Origin of the sequence: Streptomyces sp. NPDC047130 (assembly GCF_040643475.1) — a bacterium.
Classification (GTDB): domain Bacteria; phylum Actinomycetota; class Actinomycetes; order Streptomycetales; family Streptomycetaceae; genus Streptomyces.
The window spans coordinates 125,986-141,476 of sequence record NZ_JBEYUK010000016.1 but is presented as its reverse complement, the minus strand read 5'-3'; the positions used below and the strand labels follow the sequence as shown (position 1 = coordinate 141,476).

Here is a 15,491-nt window from a genome sequence, read left to right as displayed (position 1 = left end):
CGCGCGCATGGCACGAAGGGGAGGGTCCCACATGGCGGACATCCAGGAAGCACGCAAGGAGTTCGACCGGCTCGACGCCGACGGGGACGGCCTCGTCACCGCCGCCGAGTTCAAGCGGGCGCTCGCGCAGGCCGGCGACTGGAACGTCACCGACACCGTCGCGGAGTCGATCATCGCCTCCCGCGACCTGGACGGCGACAAGCTCCTCTCCTTCGACGAGTTCTGGGCGTACCTCTCCAAGTGACGCCCTGACCCGGCACCCGGAGCCGCCCCGCACCCACGGTGCGGGGCGGCTCCGGCTTTCCCGCGCGGCTCCGACTCTCCCGCGCCTCCGGCTTTCCCGCGCGGCTCCCGCTCTCTCCCGCGCGCCTCTCCGCTTTCCCGCCCGGCTCGCGGGCCCTCGGCTTTCCCGCCCGGCTCACGCGCCCTCGGCCCACTCCCGCATGGCCCGGCGGCTGTCGAAGCGCGCCACGTTCTTGTCCAGCGGGTCGTCGGTGTACTGGTGGATCGTCCACTTCGCCTTGATCCGCGGCTTGCCCTTCGCGACGCCGTACTGCGCGATCCACAGGCCGTCGCCGTCGTACGACGTCCGGTCGTGGTTCAGCCAGAACGTGCGGTTGCAGTACAGCAGCACGCGGTTGCGCGGCCGCAGCGACTTGACCTTGCGGATGAACCGGTCCTTCTCCGCGTTGCTCGCCCGGGTCCCGCGGCTCGTCGTCTCCCAGTCGCAGGCCAGCAGGTCGCCGGGGAGCGCGGGGGCCTTGTCGGCGAAGAACTCGGCCTGCTCGGTGATGTGGTCCGGCCAGAGGAAGTGGTAGAAGCCGACCACCAGCCCGGCCTCCCGGGCGCGTTCGACCTGCGCCTCCATTCTCGGGTTCACATAGGTACGGCCCTCGGTCGCCTTGACGATCACGAAGGCGAGCCCGTCGGTGTCGTAGGAGGCGGACTGGTGCGAACTGACGTCGATGCCCTGCAGCATGTGGGGGTCTCCCTCAAGTGGCCTCGCGATGAGAGGGGTTGAAGGGAGCATTCCCCTTGCGAACGGCCCTGACCCCCATCAACCGGTACATGTCACCCGATCCGGTCGTACGCGGGCGCGTGTCCTCCTCCCGGCTCTCCTGGTCAACTGCCGCCCTCAAGAATGACGTTGCCTCGGTCGGCGTGCGCGGACGGGAGCCCTGGGACCCGTGGAGTGGCCGCCCGAGCCGGTCAGCACCGGGAGGCTCGTGCTTCGCGAGCCCGAGCCCCGTGACCGCGCGGCGTTCGTCGACCTGCTCGCCTCGCCGGAGGTCCACACCTACCTCGGCGGCCCGCGCCCCCGCGACCAATGGGCTTCACCGAACGGGAACGGTTCACGGCCCGGGACGCCGAACAGCGGCTCGGCGTGAAGCCCCCGACGACACCGTCCGGCTGACGCCGACCGCACCCCTCCCCGTACCGTTGACGTCATGGAACTGATCGGTGAGATGGGCCCCGACCGCCCCCTGTTCGTGCTCGCGGTCAAGGAGGAGGCGGCGGAGCTGCGGGCCGGTGGGGCGCCCGTGCTGCTGACCGGGATGGGGAAGGTCAACGCGGCCGCCGCGCTCGCGGGGGTGCTGGGGCGCGGGGTGCTGCCGCGGGAGATCGTGAACCTCGGGACGGCCGGGGCGCTGCGCCCCGGGTGGACGGGGACCCACGTGGTGTCGCGGGTGGTGCAGCACGACCTGGACTGGCGGCTGCTGGAAGGGCTGACCGGAGAGGTCTACGGGGCGCCGATCACCCTGGGCGAGGGTGACGCGGCCGGGCCGGTGCTGGCCACCGGGGACAGCTTCATCTCCGACGACGCGACCCGGGACCGTCTCGCCGAGCAGGCCGCGCTGGTGGACATGGAGGGGTACGCGCTGGCGTCGGTGGCGCGGCGGGCCGGGGTGCCGATCCGGCTGGTCAAGCACGTCAGCGACGACGCGGGGGACGGGGCGGCCCGGACCTGGCGGGAGTCGGTTGCCGCGTGCGCGGTGGAGCTGGCCCGCTGGGCGGAGCGGCACGTGGCCCTCGCCTGAGCGGCGGGGCGGCGCCGCCCCGCTCCCGGCACGGCCCGACCCGCCGTGCCGGGAGCGTCCGGCCGTCCCCTCCCGGACGTGCAGCTCACTCATTCGAATGAGAAGTCCGGAAGATCCTTTCCGGGCGGTGGGGCCGCCGACGAGAATCGGACCGGTTCCGTCCACGCCGTTCCGCCCGCCCGGGCCCGAGCAGCCCGACGAGGGGGTCAGCGGCATGTTCCGTCTCACAGCGCAGCGCCGGACGCTCGCCCTGGGGCTGACCGCTCTGTGGGGGACGGTCTTCGCCGCGCACTGGCTGATCGCCGAGGGCACCGGGGAGAGGAGCGCCGCGTGGGCCCGCCCGGCCACCACGGCCGCCCTCCTCGGCGTCGGCACGGGCATGATCCTCCACACCCGCCGGGCCCTGCTGCGGGAGCTGGACCGTTCCTGGGACATTGCGGCCACCGCCCAGGGCGTCCTGGTGCGGCCCCTGCCGCCCCGGGTCGGCGGCCTCGGCGTGGCGGCGGTCCAGCGCTCCGCCGATCCCGGCGCGGTGATCGGCGGGGACGTCTACGAGGTGCTGGACACCGAGCACGGCGTCCGCGCCCTCATCGGGGACGTCCGCGGCCACGGCCTGGACGCCGTCCCCGCCGCCGCCGCGGTGCTCGGCTGCTTCCGCGAGGCGGCGCACGAGGAGCACCAGCTGTGCGGGGTGCTCCGCCGCCTCGACCGGGCCTTCGCCCGCCACCTGCGGCGCCGCGCGCAGGAGGGCCAGCACCCCGCGGGCGAGGAGTTCGTGACGCTGCTGCTCCTGGAGGTCCGCGCGGACGGCGTGCTGCGCGCGGTCAACTGCGCCCATCCGTGGCCGTACCGGGTCGGGGTGGGCCCCACCCGGCCGCTGTCGGAGGCCGAGCCGCTGCCGCCGCTGGGGGTGTTCCCCCTGCCGGAGCACGTGCCGGTCACCCACTGCGGCCGGATGCGCCCCGACGACGCCCTGATCCTCCACACCGACGGCGTGACGGAGGCGCGGGACGACCGGGGCCGGCTGTTCCCGCTGTCCGAGACCCTGACCCGCGCGGCCCGCGGCCGGCCGGTCACCGCGCGGTACCTCCTCGGGTCCGTGGAGTCCGCGCTGCTCCACCACACCGGGGGCCGCCCCGCCGACGACACGGCCCTGCTGGTCCTGCACAACGACGCGCATCTCTTCGCCTCGCTGCCGTCCCAGCCCCAGGGCCCGGCCCCGCCGGTCGCCCACCCGGTGCCGTAGCGGGGCGGCGGCTCAGTTGTTGGCGACGAAGCCGGTCACCAGGCGGTTGAACTCGTCCGGGTGCTCGATCATCGCCCAGTGGCCGCAGCGGTTGAGCACCACCAGGCGGCTGTCGGGGATGTTCGCCAGCAGGAACAGCGAGGTCTCGTAGGAGACGACGCGGTCGTCACGGCCGTGGATCAGCAGCGTCGGCACCGCGATGTGTGGCAGCAGCTCCGGCTTGACCCACCGGGGCAGCGGCGCGCCCTGAGGCAGGCCCGCCACGTAGTTGGCCAGGTGCTCGGGGCGGGCCAGCGCCGCCTCCGAACGGGCCCGGCAGAGCTCCGGCGTGGCGAACCGGGCCTTGTCGTAGACCATGATCTCGACCAGTCGGCGCATGTTCTCCGGGCTCGCGTCGCGGTAGGCCTCGATCAGGACCTTCAGCCCCTCGGACGGGCCGTCGCCCGCGCCGAAGAGGGTGGGGATCCGGCCCACCGGCGGGCCCATGGTGACCAGGTGGGTGATCCGGCCGGGGTGCTCGGTGGCCAGGCGGATCGAGGTCTGGCCGCCCATCGAGTTGCCGACGAACGCGGCCTTCTCGATGCCCAGGGCGTCCAGGAACTGGACCGCGGCCTCGACGTGGTCGAGCCGGTCGACCGTCGCCGCCGAGGACCCGCCCCAGCCCGGCATGTCGACGGCGTACACGTGGAAGTGCTCCGCCAGCGCCTCGATGTTGCCGGAGAAGTTGCTCCAGCCGGTGGCTCCGGGACCACTGCCGTGCAGCAGCACCAGCGGGTGGCCGGAGCCCGCCTCGTAGTAGCGGAGCTCCCAGTCGGCGGTCCGGACCGTGCGGGCGGCGGACTGCTGGTCGAGCGGCATCAGTGACCCTCTCCGTTCGGCGCGGGGGCGGCGGCGAGCAGCTCGGCGACGGCGGCGGACGGGCGGTGGCCCCAGCTGTGCAGGCGGTCGAGCGTCCTCACCTCCCACGTCGCCTCGTCGATGACCAGGCCGCCCCAGCCGTACTCGACGCTGAAGCCGGACGGCGTGAACACGTAGAAGCTGAACATGTGGTCGTTGGGGTGCATGCCGAGCGTCATCTCGAACGGCTGCCGGGCGTCCATGCACCGGTCGTAGGCCAGGCCGACGTCGCGGATGTCGGTGACCTCGACCATGAAGTGGTGGGTCCTCCTGGTGTGCGGCATGTCGCCGAAGGCAACGGTGTGGTGGCGGCCGTTGCAGTGCAGGAAGATCAGGTCGGCGACGACGCCGGGGGCGAGCTCCTCGACGATGATGTCGCTGATCCGGAAGCCCAGCAGGTCGATGTAGAAGCCCAGGTAGGTCTCCCGGGAGACGCCGTGCGCCAGCAGCACCTGGTGGCCCGCGCCGCCGGCGCCCGTGACGAAGCCGCCGAGCAGCTTCCCGGACCGGAACGGCGTGCCGGCGTCGGCCAGGCCGTTCACCAGCTCGACGCGGTTGCCCATCGGGTCCGCGGTGACGAAGATCCGGTCCACCTTGCGGGCGGCGGCCAGCGCCGCGTCGCCCTCGGCGACCTCCACCCCCGCCCCGCGCAGCCGGGCGACCAGCGTGTCCAGCGCCTCCTCGCCCTCCACCTCGTAACCCGTGGCGACCAGGTCGTCGGCCGGGCCCTCGGTGACGACCCAGCGGTGCGCCTTCTCGTCGGTGCGCAGGGTGAAGCCGTCGGCGGTCCTCCCGCCGTACTGCATGCCGAGCAGGTCGACGCCGAAACGCTCCCAGTCCGCGAGGCTGCTCACCTCGTAGACGACATAGCCGAGTTCCTTGACTCCGGACATCCGTGTGCTCTCCTTGCTTCTCGCTCAGGGGGTTGGGGTGGGGGTTCAGGCCGGGACGGCGAGGCCGGTGACGTCGGCGGCGGCGACGAAGCGGTCCGGACGGACGGCCACGGCACGGGCGCCGTAGCGGCGGAGCCACGGGAGGAGGACCTCCTCGAGGTCCACCAGGTCGTCGTCGGTCCGCGTGTACGAGGTCTTGGGGCGCACGGCGAGGTAGCGGGCGCCGAGCGCGTCCCACCCGGCCTTCTCCTCGGCCGTGAGCAGCGTCGCCGGGTCGACGTCGTCGCCCAGCAGCACGAAGCCGTCGCCGAGCAGGTCGTCGAGGCGGGCCATCCGTCCGGCGGTGTCACCGGTGACGGGCTGCGGCACCATCCGGCCCACCGCACCGGCGTCGCCCACCGGGCCGCGCAGCCAGCCGGCCTCCAGCACGGGCGGGGCGGTGAGCGGCGGCTCGAACGGGGTGACCGTGTTCTCCGGCACCGCGTTCATCGCGGCCACCTCGTCCTCGGACGCCTCCTGCCGGATGACCCGGCCGAGGCCCACCGCGAGGTAGGTGTAGAACCGCGCGTTCGGGCGGCGCTCCGCCTCGTAGGTGTCCAGCCAGCTCTCGGGCAGCTCGCCGCGGAGCACCCGGGCCAGCTTCCAGCCCAGGTTGTGGGCGTCGCGCATGCCGGTCTGCATGCCGGCGCCGGCCCACGGGGGCATCAGGTGGGCGGCGTCGCCGGCCAGGAAGACCCGGCCCCGGCGCCAGCTGTCGGCCATCCGCGTGTGGTGCTTGTAGAACGCGTGCTGGTGGACGGTGACGTCGTCCTCGGTGACGCCCAGGGCCGTGAGCAGCGGCCACACCTCGGCGGCGGTCGGGTAGTCGGCCGGCGTCTCGTCGGGCTTCAGCGGGACCTCCCAGCGGTGGTGGCCCGCGGACAGCGCGATGTCGACGACCGGGCGCTCCCGGTCCGACCAGAAGGTCAGGAAGTCGCGGTCCGGCCACCAGCGCTTCACGTGGCAGTCGATGACGACCCAGGTCGTCTCGTCGGTGTCGCCGAGCAGCCGGCAGCCGACGTGGCCGCGGGTGAAGCTGCTGCCGCCGTCGGAGCCGATCAGGTACTTCACGCGGGCGGTACGGGTCTCGCCGCCGTCCGTGGTCGAGGTGACGGTGACGCCGTCGTCGTCCTGGTCGACCGCGGTGACCTCGTGGCCGTAGCGCACGGTGACCAGGTCCGCGTGCCGCTCCTCGACGGCCGCGCGGATCTCGGCCTCCAGGGTGGGCTGGTAGATGTTGTAGAAGCGCGGTCCGCGGCCGAGCGTGGACGGCGGGTGCTCGACCCGCATGATCTCGGTGCCGTCGTAGGTCACCCAGCGCAGCGCGCGCTGCGGGTCGACGACCTTCTCGACCCGCTCGTCGATGCCGAGGTCCTGGAAGATCCGCATCGTCCAGTCGTTGACGGTGACGGCGCGGGCCCGGGGATAGATGTCCCGGTCACGTTCGAAGGCCACGGCGGAGACGCCGTACTTGGCGAGGGTCAGTGCGGCGATCACACCGGTCGGGCCGTACCCGACGATGGCGACGTCCGCGTCATAGCTCTTGGTCATGCGCAGGGCTCCGTTGTCACAGCTGGACGCAAGGCGATGGGTTGTGTACCGACTGGCCGGTATGTGGGCGGGCCTGTTCGGTGCCGCGGAGGTCGCCCGGGGTAAGTATTGGACCGATCGGTCGGTACATTTTCAGAGAACGTCAGGGGGTGCCGAGGTGTCAAGGGGTCCGGCGGCACCGATTGCCCCGGCCCGGGAGGAAGGCGCGGCGGAACGCCTAGACTTCCCGTCCGTGGAGAGGGCGGAGAACGTGGAGCAGGACACGCGGGTCGAACCGGCGGACGCGGGGGAGAAGTTCAGGCCGCCGACGGCCGCGGGCAACCGCAGGGGGCGGCGGTCGCGGCAGGAGATCCTCGACGCGGCCGCCCGGGTGATGTCGGTGCGGGGCTACGCCGGGACGTCGATGTCGGCGCTCGCCAAGGAGACCGGCCTGCCCAAGAGCGCCTTCTACCACCACTTCACGTCCAAGGCCGGGCTGCTCTCCGCGGTCATGGCCCAGGGCGCGCACGACTTCTTCTCCGCGATGGACCGCGCCCACGCCGACCCGCCGCGGGGCGGCACCCCGCGGGAACGGATGCGGTGGTACCTGCGCAGGACCGGCGAGGTCCTGGAGCACGGCGAGGAGTTCCTGCGGCTGCTCTTCGTGCTGGTCATGAGCCGCGAGGCCGCGGAGGCGCCGGAGGCGATGCGGACGGTGATCGCGGTCCGCGACGAGGGGCGCGTCCACATGGAGCACATGGTGCGGTCGGCGTTCGAGAGCGCGGGCGAGGCGGACGCGGCGCGGGTCGCGGACGCCCTCGCGGCGTTCGGCATGGCCGGCTTCGACGGGGCGTTCACCGCCCTCCAGTCCGAGGGCGGGCGGCCGATCTCCGCGTGGATGGACCAACTCGCCGACGCGATGGTCGCGTTGGGGGAGGCGATGCTCACCGAGCGGTGACGTGCGCCCGCGGCGCGGCGCGGCCCGGGTCGCGGTGCCTGGGCCGCGGTGCGGCGGTGCTTGGGTTGCGGGGCCTGGGCGGCGGCTGCGGTGCGGCGGTGCCTGGGCTGCGGTGCGGCGGTGCTTGGGTTGCGGGCCTGGGTCGCGGTGCGGCGGTGCCTGGGTCGCGGGGCGTGGGCGGTGGTGCCCGAGCCGCAGTGCGGCGGTGCCTGGCCGCGGGGCCTGGACTGCAGCTGCGGTGCCCGGTGCCTGGACTGCGGCTGCGGTGTGGCGGTGCCCGGGTCGCGGGGCCCGGGCCGTGGCTGTGGCACGGGGGGGCTGGCGGGCTGCGGTGCGCGGGCTGCGCGCGGCGTGGGATGCGGGGCGTGCGCGGACGGGGCCGCCGTTACGGCGCGCGGGCCTGCGGCGGTCGGGGTGCGGGGCCTGCGCGGACGTACCGGACCGGGCCCGCCCTCCCCGCGCCCTCCCCGAACCCCCGGCTTTGCTCGCAGCGGCGGGCGCCCGCGCCGAGGTGCGGGTCAGGTGCGGTGGCGGGGGCGGGTGGCGAGGACGGCCGCGAGGGCCGCCGCGGCCGAACGCACCGTGTTCGCGTGCGCCTCGGGCCGGAACCGCCCCACCGGCCCGGTGACGCTGACGGCGGCCACCGCCGTGCGCCCGTCCGGCTTCAGCACCGGCGCCGCCACGCACAGCAGCCCCGGCGTCGACTCCTCCCGCTCGTAGGCGACCCCCGTCTCCACCGCCCTGGCGAGCTGCCGCCCCAGCATCCCCGGGGCGACCACCGTCCGCGGCGTGCGCCGCTCCAGCGGGCCCGCCAGGACCGCCGCCCGCTCCTCCTCGTCCGCGTGGGCCAGCAGCACCTTGCCGATCGCCGTGCAGTGCACCGGCATCCGCCCGCCCGTCCGCGAGGGCGCCTTCGCCTGCCGGTGGCCGCCGATCTTCGTCAGGTACAGCACCTCGCCGCCCTGCCGCACCCCCAGGTGCACCGTCTCGTGGGTGCGCTCGTACAGGTCCTGCAGGAACGGCATCGCCAGCTCCACCAGGGTCCGCTCGGAGGCGGCGCGCAGCCCCAGCTCGAACAGCCCGCCCGAGAGCTGGTAGCCGTGCTCGGTCCTGTCCAGCAGCCGGTGGTGCACCAGGTCACCGGCGACCCGGTGCGCGGTGCCCTTCGCGAGGCCGGTGCGCCGCACCAGCTCGGCCAGCGGGAGCACCGAGTCGGCCGGGCCGAACGCCCGCAGGATCGCCAGCGCCTTGCCCAGGACGGTGTCGTTGTCGTCTCTGGCCCGGCGGCGGTCTTCCATGTGGAACAGCGTACCGCTGAGTGGAACGCCGCCATGGAGAACGGCCGCCCGGTGGAGCAGATTGGAGCCATGCCCCACACCCAGCCCGCTGTCGGCCCCGACAGCATCGCCGCCGCCGCTGCCCGGCTCCGCGAGGCGGCCGCCACCGGCGTGCCCGCAGCCCCCGTCCGCGACCTGATCGGCCGGGACGACGTCGGGGCCGCCTACGCCGTGCAGTCCGCGCTGGCCGCCGAACGCGTCGCGGCGGGCGCCACCGTCGTCGGCCGGAAGATCGGTCTGACCTCCGCCGCCGTCCAGCGGCAGCTCGGCGTCGACCAGCCCGACTTCGGGGTCCTCTTCGACGACATGGAGTACGCCGACGGCGCCGTCGTGCCGGCCGCGGCGGTCCTCCAGCCCCGGATCGAGGCCGAGATCGCCTTCGTGCTCAAGGCCGACCTGGCGGAGGGGCCGCTGGACGACGCCCAGGTCCGCGAGGCCGTCGACCACGCCGTCGCCGCCCTCGAGATCTGCGGCAGCCGGGTGGCCGGCTGGGACATCAGCTTCGGCGACACCGTCGCCGACAACGCCTCGGCCGGCGGCTACGTGCTCGGCACGCGCCGCGTCCCGCTGGACGACTTCGACCCCGTGGCGGCCGAGATGGCCATGACGATCGACGGCGAGACCGCATCCACCGGCGACGGCGCCGCCTGCCTCGGCGACCCGGTCAACGCCCTGGTCTGGCTCGCCCGCCAGGCCCGCGACCTCGGTTCCCCGCTCCGCGCCGGCCAGGTGATCCTCTCCGGCGCCCTCGGCCCGATGCGCCCCGTCGTGTCCGGCAACACCGTCCGGGCCACCGTCACCGGCCTCGGCGCGGTCTCGGTCACCTTCTCCTGACCCACCTTCTCCTGACCCGCCTCCTCCGGACCCCCTCCACCACCCCACCTCTCGCAAGGGACCCACGATGAGCAGGACCAAGGTCGCCGTCATCGGGTCGGGCAACATCGGCACCGACCTGATGATCAAGATCATGCGCAACGCGCAGCACCTCGAGATGGGCGTCATGGTCGGCATCGACCCGGCGTCCGACGGCCTCGCCCGCGCCGCCCGTCTCGGCTTCGAGACCACCGCCGAGGGCGTCGACGGACTGCTGAGGTCGCCGCGGATCGACGAGATCGGCATCGTCTTCGACGCCACCTCGGCCGGCGCGCACCGGTACAACGACGAGAGGCTGCGCCCGCTCGGCATCCGGATGATCGACCTGACCCCGGCCGCCATCGGCCCGTACGTCGTCCCCGCGGTCAACCTGGAGGAGCACCTCGACGCTCCCAACGTGAACATGGTCACCTGCGGCGGCCAGGCCACCATCCCGGTCGTGGCCGCGATCAGCCGGGTCGTCCCGGTCGCGTACGCGGAGATCGTCGCCTCCATCGCCTCCAGGTCGGCCGGCCCGGGCACCCGGGCCAACATCGACGAGTTCACCGAGACCACCTCCGAGGCGATCGTGAAGGTCGGCGGCGCCCGCCGCGGCAAGGCGATCATCATCCTCAACCCGGCCGAGCCGCCGCTGATGATGCGCGACACCGTCTTCGCCCTGGCCGCCCTCCCGGAGGGCGAGGACACGGAGACCGCCGAGCGGCAGATCACCGAGTCGGTCGAGAAGATGGTCGCCGAGGTGAACGCCTACGTCCCCGGCTACCGGATGGTCCAGGACGTGCAGATCACCCGCATCCCCGCCGACCAGCCGGTCCGGACGCTCCTCGCGGAGGGCGACGCCGACGGCCCCCGGCCGACCCACCAGGTGTCGGTCTTCCTCAAGGTCGAGGGGGCCGGCATGTACCTGCCGGAGTACGCCGGGAACCTCGACATCATGACCTCGGCCGCCGTGCAGATGGCCGAGCGGATCGCCGCCGCGAAGGAGACCGCGAAGTGAGCACCGAGATCTTCGTCCAGGACGTCACCCTCCGGGACGGCATGCACGCCGTCCGGCACCGGATCACCCCCGAGGACGTCCAGCGCATCGTGCTGGCGCTCGACGAGGCCGGCGTGGACGCCATCGAGGTGGCGCACGGCGACGGCCTGGCCGGCGGGTCGCTCAACTACGGCCCCGGCTCGAACACCGACTGGGAGTGGATCGAGGCCGCCGCCTCCGTCCTGAAGAACGCCCGCCTCACCACCCTGCTCCTCCCAGGCGTCGGCACCATCGACGAGCTGAAGCACGCCTACGACCTCGGCGTCCGCTCGGTCCGCGTGGCCACCCACTGCACCGAGGCGGACATCTCCGCCCAGCACATCGCGGCCGCCCGCGAGCTCGGCATGGACGTCTCCGGCTTCCTGATGCTCTCCCACATGGCCGAGCCCGAGCAGCTCGCCCGGCAGGCGAAGCTGATGGAGAACTACGGCGCCCACTGCGTCTACGTCACCGACTCCGGCGGCCGGCTGACCATGAACGACGTCGCCGCCCGGGTCCGCGCCTACCGCGACGTCCTCGACGCGGAGACCGAGATCGGCATCCACGCCCACGAGAACCTCTCGCTGTCCGTCGCCAACTCGGTGGTCGCCGTGGAGAACGGCGTCCGCCGCGTCGACGCCTCCCTCGCCGGCCACGGCGCGGGCGCGGGCAACTGTCCGCTCGAGGCGTTCGTCGCGGTCGCCGACCTGTCGGGCTACGAGCACGGCTGCGACCTGTTCAAGCTGCAGGACGCCGCGGACGACATCGTCCGGCCGCTGCAGGACCGCCCCGTCCGGGTCGACCGCGAGACCCTCACGCTCGGGTACGCGGGCGTCTACTCCAGCTTCCTGCGCCACGCCGAGGTCGCCGCCGCGCGCCACGGCGTGGACGTCCGCGACATCCTGATGGAGTGCGGCCGCCGGGGTCTGGTCGGCGGCCAGGAGGACATGATCATCGACATCGCCCTCACCCTCGCGGCGGACCGCCGCGCGCCCGCGGCGTAACCCGCGGGGAGCCCCTGCGGGGAGCCGGACGGTCAGGCAGCCGGACGGTGGGCGAGCCGCACGGTCAGGAGCCGCCGCTCCGCAGGCGGACCACGACCGGCGCGGCGAAGGGGTCGCCGGACCGGTCGACCCGCACGTGTCCGGCGGCCAGCCACTCGCCGCTGCCGGGAACCCGGTGCGTCCCCTCGACCCGCAGCGACTGCTTCGACGTCCCGCGCGCCCCGGCGGACTCCGGCAGGCGGGGGATGCCGATCCGCACGCACCGGCCGTCGCCGGTCAGGTACCGGTGGCCGTCGACCAGCAGCCCCCCGTCGACCCACGCCACCGGGGCGCGGTCGCAGCGGCCCGGCGGGGGCTCCTGCCTGACCCACCGGGAGCCGTCCCACCGCAACCGGATGTCCTCGCTCCGCGGCTCGTTCTCGAGTTCGCCGTGGTTGAACGTGTGGCGCCCCCGGGCGAGCACCTCGCCGCCGTCGAGCGCCAGCACCCGGTCGAGGCTCGCGCCGGGCTCCGCGGGGAGCGGCTCGTCGAAGCGGTACCGCGGGGTCCGCACCGGCTTCCACGCGGTGCCGTCCCAGTGCGTCGCGGCGGGCTGCGCGTACGGCAGACCGGCCACGGACCCGGTCCCCGGCCCCGTGGTGCGGTGACCGACCGCCCAGACGTCGTCCGGGCCGGCCACCGCCAGGTCGGCGGCGGGGTGCGGCAGCCGGGTCGGCGTCCAGCGCCCGCCGTCCCAGTGCGCGGCGGTCCGGGGGCCGGTCAGGACCCATGCGTCGTCCGGGCCCGCCACCTCGATGTCGGGGCCCGCCGTCGGGAGCACGGCGGACGCGGCGTCCGCGTCCCGGGGCGGGGCGGGCAGGGCCGACCAGCGAGCGCCGTCCCAGCGCGCCCAGGACGCGTCCCCCTCGGCGCCCGCGACGGGCACCAGCCACAGCTCCTCGGCGCCGGCCCCCTCCAGCCGCGGCGGGTACCGGACCTCACCCAGGCCCTCGGGCAGCGGTTCGCGCGTCCAGCGGGCGCCGTCGTGGTGGAGCAGGACGACGGCCCCGCCGTCGTCCTCGGCGCCCACCGCCCAGACGTCGTCCGCGGCCAGGGCGGCGACATCGGTCAGACGCCCCCGGAAGTCCGCGACGTGCAGGAACTCCCACGACGGGGCGGCGGCCGCCTCGGCGTCCGCACCCGACGCGGCGGGCCGGTCCGGCGGCGCGTCCGGCCCGCATCCCGCGGCGGCGAGCACCGCGGCCAGGATCGCCGCGGTCACCGCAATCCGTCGGCGTGCCGTTCCCCTGGCTCCGTGCATGCCCGCGTTCCCTCCCGTGCCGCCCTTCGGGGGCGGCCCCGGCGGGAGCGTACCGCCGCCGTCGGCGCGGCCCGCACCGGCCCGGGGTTCACCCGTCCGGCGGCGTCAGATGCGCGGTGTCGCCCCAGAGGACCGGACGCAGCCGGTGCCCGTCGCCGCGCCAGTGCGACACCGAGGCGTTGGGCACCGGCGGCAGGTGCTCGGGCGGGTCCGCGCCGACGCCCGCGAGGACGTGGCGCAGGGCGGCGAGGACGCCGTCGTGGGCGACGAACAGGACCCGCCGGCCCGGCGCGGCCCGGCTCAGGTCGGAGACCAGCTGCCCGACCCGGACGGCGACGTCGGTGAACGCCTCGCCGCCCGGGGGCCGGTAGTACCAGTCGCCCAGCAGTTCGCGCCGCGCCGCCTCCTCCGGGGCACGGGCGCGCAGCGCGGCCGGCGGGTGCAGTTCGAAGACGCCCATCTCCCGGTCCCGCAGCCGCTCGTCGACCACGGTCTCCGGGGGCGGCACGCCGAGGCCGGCGGCGTGGGAGGCCATCAGCTCCCAGGTCTGCCGGGCGCGCAGGTAGGGGGAGCACACGACCAGGTCGGGCCCGCCGCCGGACCACCCGGCCAGCGCCCTTCCCAGCGCCGTCGCCTGCTCGACGCCCGCCGCGGAGAGCGGCACGTCCCGGTCGCGGCCCGGGACCGGCAGTGTCGAACCGGACCCGGCCGCCGCGGCGAAGGCGAGGTTGGCCGTGCTCTGCCCGTGCCGCACGGCCCACAGCTCGGCCAGGGCACAGGGCGGCACGAGACCGGCGGGCGGACCCATGGGCGCACTCCTCACGGTGGGAGACCGTCGCGGCCAGCCTAGGCCGGGGCGGACCCCTCCGAGGGGCTGAACGGCGGCGCGGCCCGTCAGCACTCGATGATGTTCACCGCGAGCCCGCCCCGCGCCGTCTCCTTGTACTTGACCGACATGTCCGCGCCGGTCTCCTTCATGGTCTTGATGACCTTGTCCAGGGAGACCTTGTGCGAGCCGTCGCCCCGCAGCGCCATCTTCGCGGCGGTCACGGCCTTCACCGCGGCCATGCCGTTGCGCTCGATGCACGGGATCTGCACCAGGCCGCCCACCGGGTCGCAGGTGAGGCCCAGGTTGTGCTCCATGCCGATCTCGGCGGCGTTCTCGACCTGCTCGGGCGAGCCGCCCATGACCTCGGCGAGGGCGCCGGCCGCCATCGAGCAGGCCGATCCGACCTCGCCCTGGCAGCCGACCTCGGCGCCGGAGATGGAGGCGTTCTCCTTGAAGAGCATGCCGATGGCGCCCGCGGCGAGCAGAAAGCGGACCACGCCGTCCTCGTCCGCGCCCGGAACGAAGTTCAGGTAGTAGTGCAGGACGGCTGGGATGATGCCCGCGGCGCCGTTGGTGGGGGCGGTGACGACCCGGCCGCCGGCCGCGTTCTCCTCGTTGACCGCCATGGCGTAGAGGGTGATCCACTCCATGGAGTGGGCCAGCGGATCGCCGGCCGCGCGGAGCTGGCGGGCGGTGACGGCGGCGCGGCGGCGGACCTTCAGACCGCCGGGGAGGATGCCCTCGCGGGACATGCCGCGGTCGACGCACTCGCGCATCACGCGCCAGATGTCGAGCAGGCCGGCGCGGATCTCCTCCTCGGTGCGCCAGGCCTTCTCGTTCTCCAGCATCAGGGAGGAGACGGACAGGCCGGTCTCCTTGGTGAGGCGCAGCAGCTCGTCGCCGGTGCGGAAGGGGTGCTTCAGGACCGTGTCGTCCAGCTTGACGCGGTCCGCGCCGACCGCCTCCTCGTCGACCACGAAGCCGCCGCCGACCGAGTAGTACGTCTTGTGCAGGAGCTCCTCGCCGGCCGGGCCGTACGCGGCGACGGTCATGCCGTTGGCGTGGTACGGCAGGGTCTCGCGGCGGTGCAGGACCAGGTCGGCGTCGAAGTCGAAGGGGATCTCGTGGTCGCCCAGCAGGCGCAGGAGACCGGTCTCCTTGATCTTCTCCACGCGCTCGTCGGCCGACTCCACGTCGACGGTGCGCGGCGAGTCGCCCTCCAGGCCGAGCAGGACCGCCTTGGGCGTGCCGTGGCCGTGGCCGGTGGCGCCGAGGGAGCCGTAGAGCTCGCAGCGGACGGAGGCGGTGGCCTCCAGGAGGTTCTCGTTGCGCAGGCGGGCGGCGAACATGCGCGCGGCGCGCATCGGGCCCACCGTGTGGGAGCTGGACGGGCCGATGCCTATCGAGAACAGGTCGAAGACCGAGACGGCCACGTCGACTCCTCGTTGAATCGTTGGCGGTGCGGGGGTGGGGGAAGGCGCGAGGGGCGTCACGCCCACCGGACGGTGGCGGGCGGGACGCCCCCGGGCAC

General features: G+C 74.3%; 14 protein-coding genes and 2 pseudogenes. 8 read left to right on the top strand and 8 right to left on the bottom strand.

Features of this window, described 5'->3' with window-relative positions:
- The first annotated feature begins 31 nt into the window (after nt 1-31).
- Complete coding sequence (locus tag ABZ836_RS20335) at nt 32-244, top strand: EF-hand domain-containing protein (protein ID WP_356136892.1); 213 nt, start codon at nt 32-34, stop codon at nt 242-244.
- A gap of 174 nt (nt 245-418) precedes the next feature.
- Here ABZ836_RS20335 and ABZ836_RS20330 read toward each other — a convergent pair whose 3' ends face one another.
- Nucleotides 419-979, bottom strand: coding sequence for a glycoside hydrolase family 25 protein (locus ABZ836_RS20330; RefSeq protein WP_361144016.1), 561 nt, complete (start codon nt 977-979; stop codon nt 419-421).
- A gap of 199 nt (nt 980-1,178) precedes the next feature.
- Between ABZ836_RS20330 and ABZ836_RS20325 the strand changes: the two are divergent.
- The 3 genes and pseudogenes from ABZ836_RS20325 to ABZ836_RS20315 all read left to right on the top strand — a co-directional run.
- Nucleotides 1,179-1,328 (top strand): annotated as a pseudogene (locus ABZ836_RS20325) (GNAT family N-acetyltransferase); the annotation flags it as partial.
- Between the two features lie 120 nt (nt 1,329-1,448).
- A complete protein-coding gene (locus tag ABZ836_RS20320; protein ID WP_361144013.1) occupies nt 1,449-2,039 on the top strand; it encodes a nucleosidase in 591 nt (196 codons plus the stop codon).
- A 214-nt stretch (nt 2,040-2,253) separates the two neighbouring features.
- Nucleotides 2,254-3,285, top strand: a complete 1,032-nt coding sequence (locus tag ABZ836_RS20315; protein ID WP_356136898.1) for a PP2C family protein-serine/threonine phosphatase — start codon at nt 2,254-2,256, stop codon at nt 3,283-3,285.
- 12 nt (nt 3,286-3,297) lie between these two features.
- Here the strand turns inward: ABZ836_RS20315 and ABZ836_RS20310 are convergent, their stop codons facing one another.
- The 3 genes and pseudogenes from ABZ836_RS20310 to ABZ836_RS20300 form a co-directional block, all read right to left on the bottom strand.
- On the bottom strand, nt 3,298-4,143 hold the full coding sequence (locus ABZ836_RS20310; protein WP_361144010.1) for an alpha/beta hydrolase: 846 nt from the start codon (nt 4,141-4,143) through the stop codon (nt 3,298-3,300).
- Entirely contained in the window at nt 4,143-5,075 is a 933-nt protein-coding gene (locus ABZ836_RS20305; RefSeq protein ID WP_361144007.1) for a VOC family protein, read from the bottom strand. Before ABZ836_RS20305 ends, ABZ836_RS20310 begins: the two co-directional genes overlap by 1 nt.
- 45 nt (nt 5,076-5,120) lie before the next feature.
- A pseudogene (locus tag ABZ836_RS20300) lies at nt 5,121-6,749 on the bottom strand (bifunctional 3-(3-hydroxy-phenyl)propionate/3-hydroxycinnamic acid hydroxylase); the annotation flags it as partial.
- Between the two features lie 148 nt (nt 6,750-6,897).
- Here ABZ836_RS20300 and ABZ836_RS20295 point away from each other — a divergent pair.
- On the top strand, nt 6,898-7,602 hold the full coding sequence (locus ABZ836_RS20295) for a helix-turn-helix domain-containing protein (RefSeq protein ID WP_356136904.1): 705 nt from the start codon (nt 6,898-6,900) through the stop codon (nt 7,600-7,602).
- 518 nt (nt 7,603-8,120) lie between these two features.
- Here the strand turns inward: ABZ836_RS20295 and ABZ836_RS20290 are convergent.
- On the bottom strand, nt 8,121-8,900 hold the full coding sequence (locus ABZ836_RS20290) for an IclR family transcriptional regulator (RefSeq protein ID WP_356136906.1): 780 nt from the start codon (nt 8,898-8,900) through the stop codon (nt 8,121-8,123).
- A 69-nt stretch (nt 8,901-8,969) separates the two neighbouring features.
- Between ABZ836_RS20290 and ABZ836_RS20285 the strand changes: the two genes are divergently transcribed.
- From ABZ836_RS20285 to dmpG, 3 genes are all read left to right on the top strand, one after another.
- Entirely contained in the window at nt 8,970-9,773 is an 804-nt protein-coding gene (locus ABZ836_RS20285) for a fumarylacetoacetate hydrolase family protein (RefSeq protein ID WP_356137015.1), read from the top strand.
- Nucleotides 9,774-9,840: 67 nt separating this feature from the next.
- Nucleotides 9,841-10,809, top strand: a complete 969-nt coding sequence (locus ABZ836_RS20280) for an acetaldehyde dehydrogenase (acetylating) (RefSeq protein ID WP_361144003.1) — start codon at nt 9,841-9,843, stop codon at nt 10,807-10,809.
- Entirely contained in the window at nt 10,806-11,831 is a 1,026-nt protein-coding gene (gene dmpG, locus ABZ836_RS20275; RefSeq protein ID WP_361144000.1) for a 4-hydroxy-2-oxovalerate aldolase, read from the top strand. The genes ABZ836_RS20280 and dmpG overlap by 4 nt, the downstream gene beginning before the upstream one ends.
- Nucleotides 11,832-11,895: 64 nt before the next feature.
- Here the strand turns inward: dmpG and ABZ836_RS20270 are convergent, their stop codons facing one another.
- The 3 genes from ABZ836_RS20270 to ABZ836_RS20260 all read right to left on the bottom strand — a co-directional run bounded on the left by ABZ836_RS20270 (nt 11,896) and on the right by ABZ836_RS20260 (nt 15,393).
- Nucleotides 11,896-13,092 (bottom strand): hypothetical protein, encoded by a 1,197-nt coding sequence (locus ABZ836_RS20270; protein ID WP_361143997.1) that lies wholly within the window; start codon nt 13,090-13,092, stop codon nt 11,896-11,898.
- A 127-nt stretch (nt 13,093-13,219) separates the two neighbouring features.
- Complete coding sequence (locus ABZ836_RS20265; RefSeq protein ID WP_356136914.1) at nt 13,220-13,939, bottom strand: histidine phosphatase family protein; 720 nt, start codon at nt 13,937-13,939, stop codon at nt 13,220-13,222.
- Between the two features lie 86 nt (nt 13,940-14,025).
- Nucleotides 14,026-15,393, bottom strand: coding sequence for an L-serine ammonia-lyase (locus ABZ836_RS20260; RefSeq protein ID WP_356136916.1), 1,368 nt, complete (start codon nt 15,391-15,393; stop codon nt 14,026-14,028).
- Between the last annotated feature and the right edge of the window lie 98 nt (nt 15,394-15,491).

Bases quoted from the DNA above. Each gene is read 5' to 3' on its own strand.
- ABZ836_RS20330 (WP_361144016.1), bottom strand. From the start codon at position 979: ATGCTGCAGGGCATCGACGTCAGTTCGCACCAGTCCGCCTCCTACGAC.
- ABZ836_RS20280 (WP_361144003.1), top strand. From the start codon at position 9,841: ATGAGCAGGACCAAGGTCGCCGTCATCGGGTCGGGCAACATCGGCACC.
- ABZ836_RS20285 (WP_356137015.1), top strand. From the start codon at position 8,970: ATGCCCCACACCCAGCCCGCTGTCGGCCCCGACAGCATCGCCGCCGCC.
- ABZ836_RS20335 (WP_356136892.1), top strand. From the start codon at position 32: ATGGCGGACATCCAGGAAGCACGCAAGGAGTTCGACCGGCTCGACGCC.
- ABZ836_RS20310 (WP_361144010.1), bottom strand. From the start codon at position 4,143: ATGCCGCTCGACCAGCAGTCCGCCGCCCGCACGGTCCGGACCGCCGAC.
- ABZ836_RS20290 (WP_356136906.1), bottom strand. From the start codon at position 8,900: ATGGAAGACCGCCGCCGGGCCAGAGACGACAACGACACCGTCCTGGGC.
- ABZ836_RS20305 (WP_361144007.1), bottom strand. From the start codon at position 5,075: ATGTCCGGAGTCAAGGAACTCGGCTATGTCGTCTACGAGGTGAGCAGC.
- ABZ836_RS20265 (WP_356136914.1), bottom strand. From the start codon at position 13,939: ATGGGTCCGCCCGCCGGTCTCGTGCCGCCCTGTGCCCTGGCCGAGCTG.
- ABZ836_RS20315 (WP_356136898.1), top strand. From the start codon at position 2,254: ATGTTCCGTCTCACAGCGCAGCGCCGGACGCTCGCCCTGGGGCTGACC.
- ABZ836_RS20320 (WP_361144013.1), top strand. From the start codon at position 1,449: ATGGAACTGATCGGTGAGATGGGCCCCGACCGCCCCCTGTTCGTGCTC.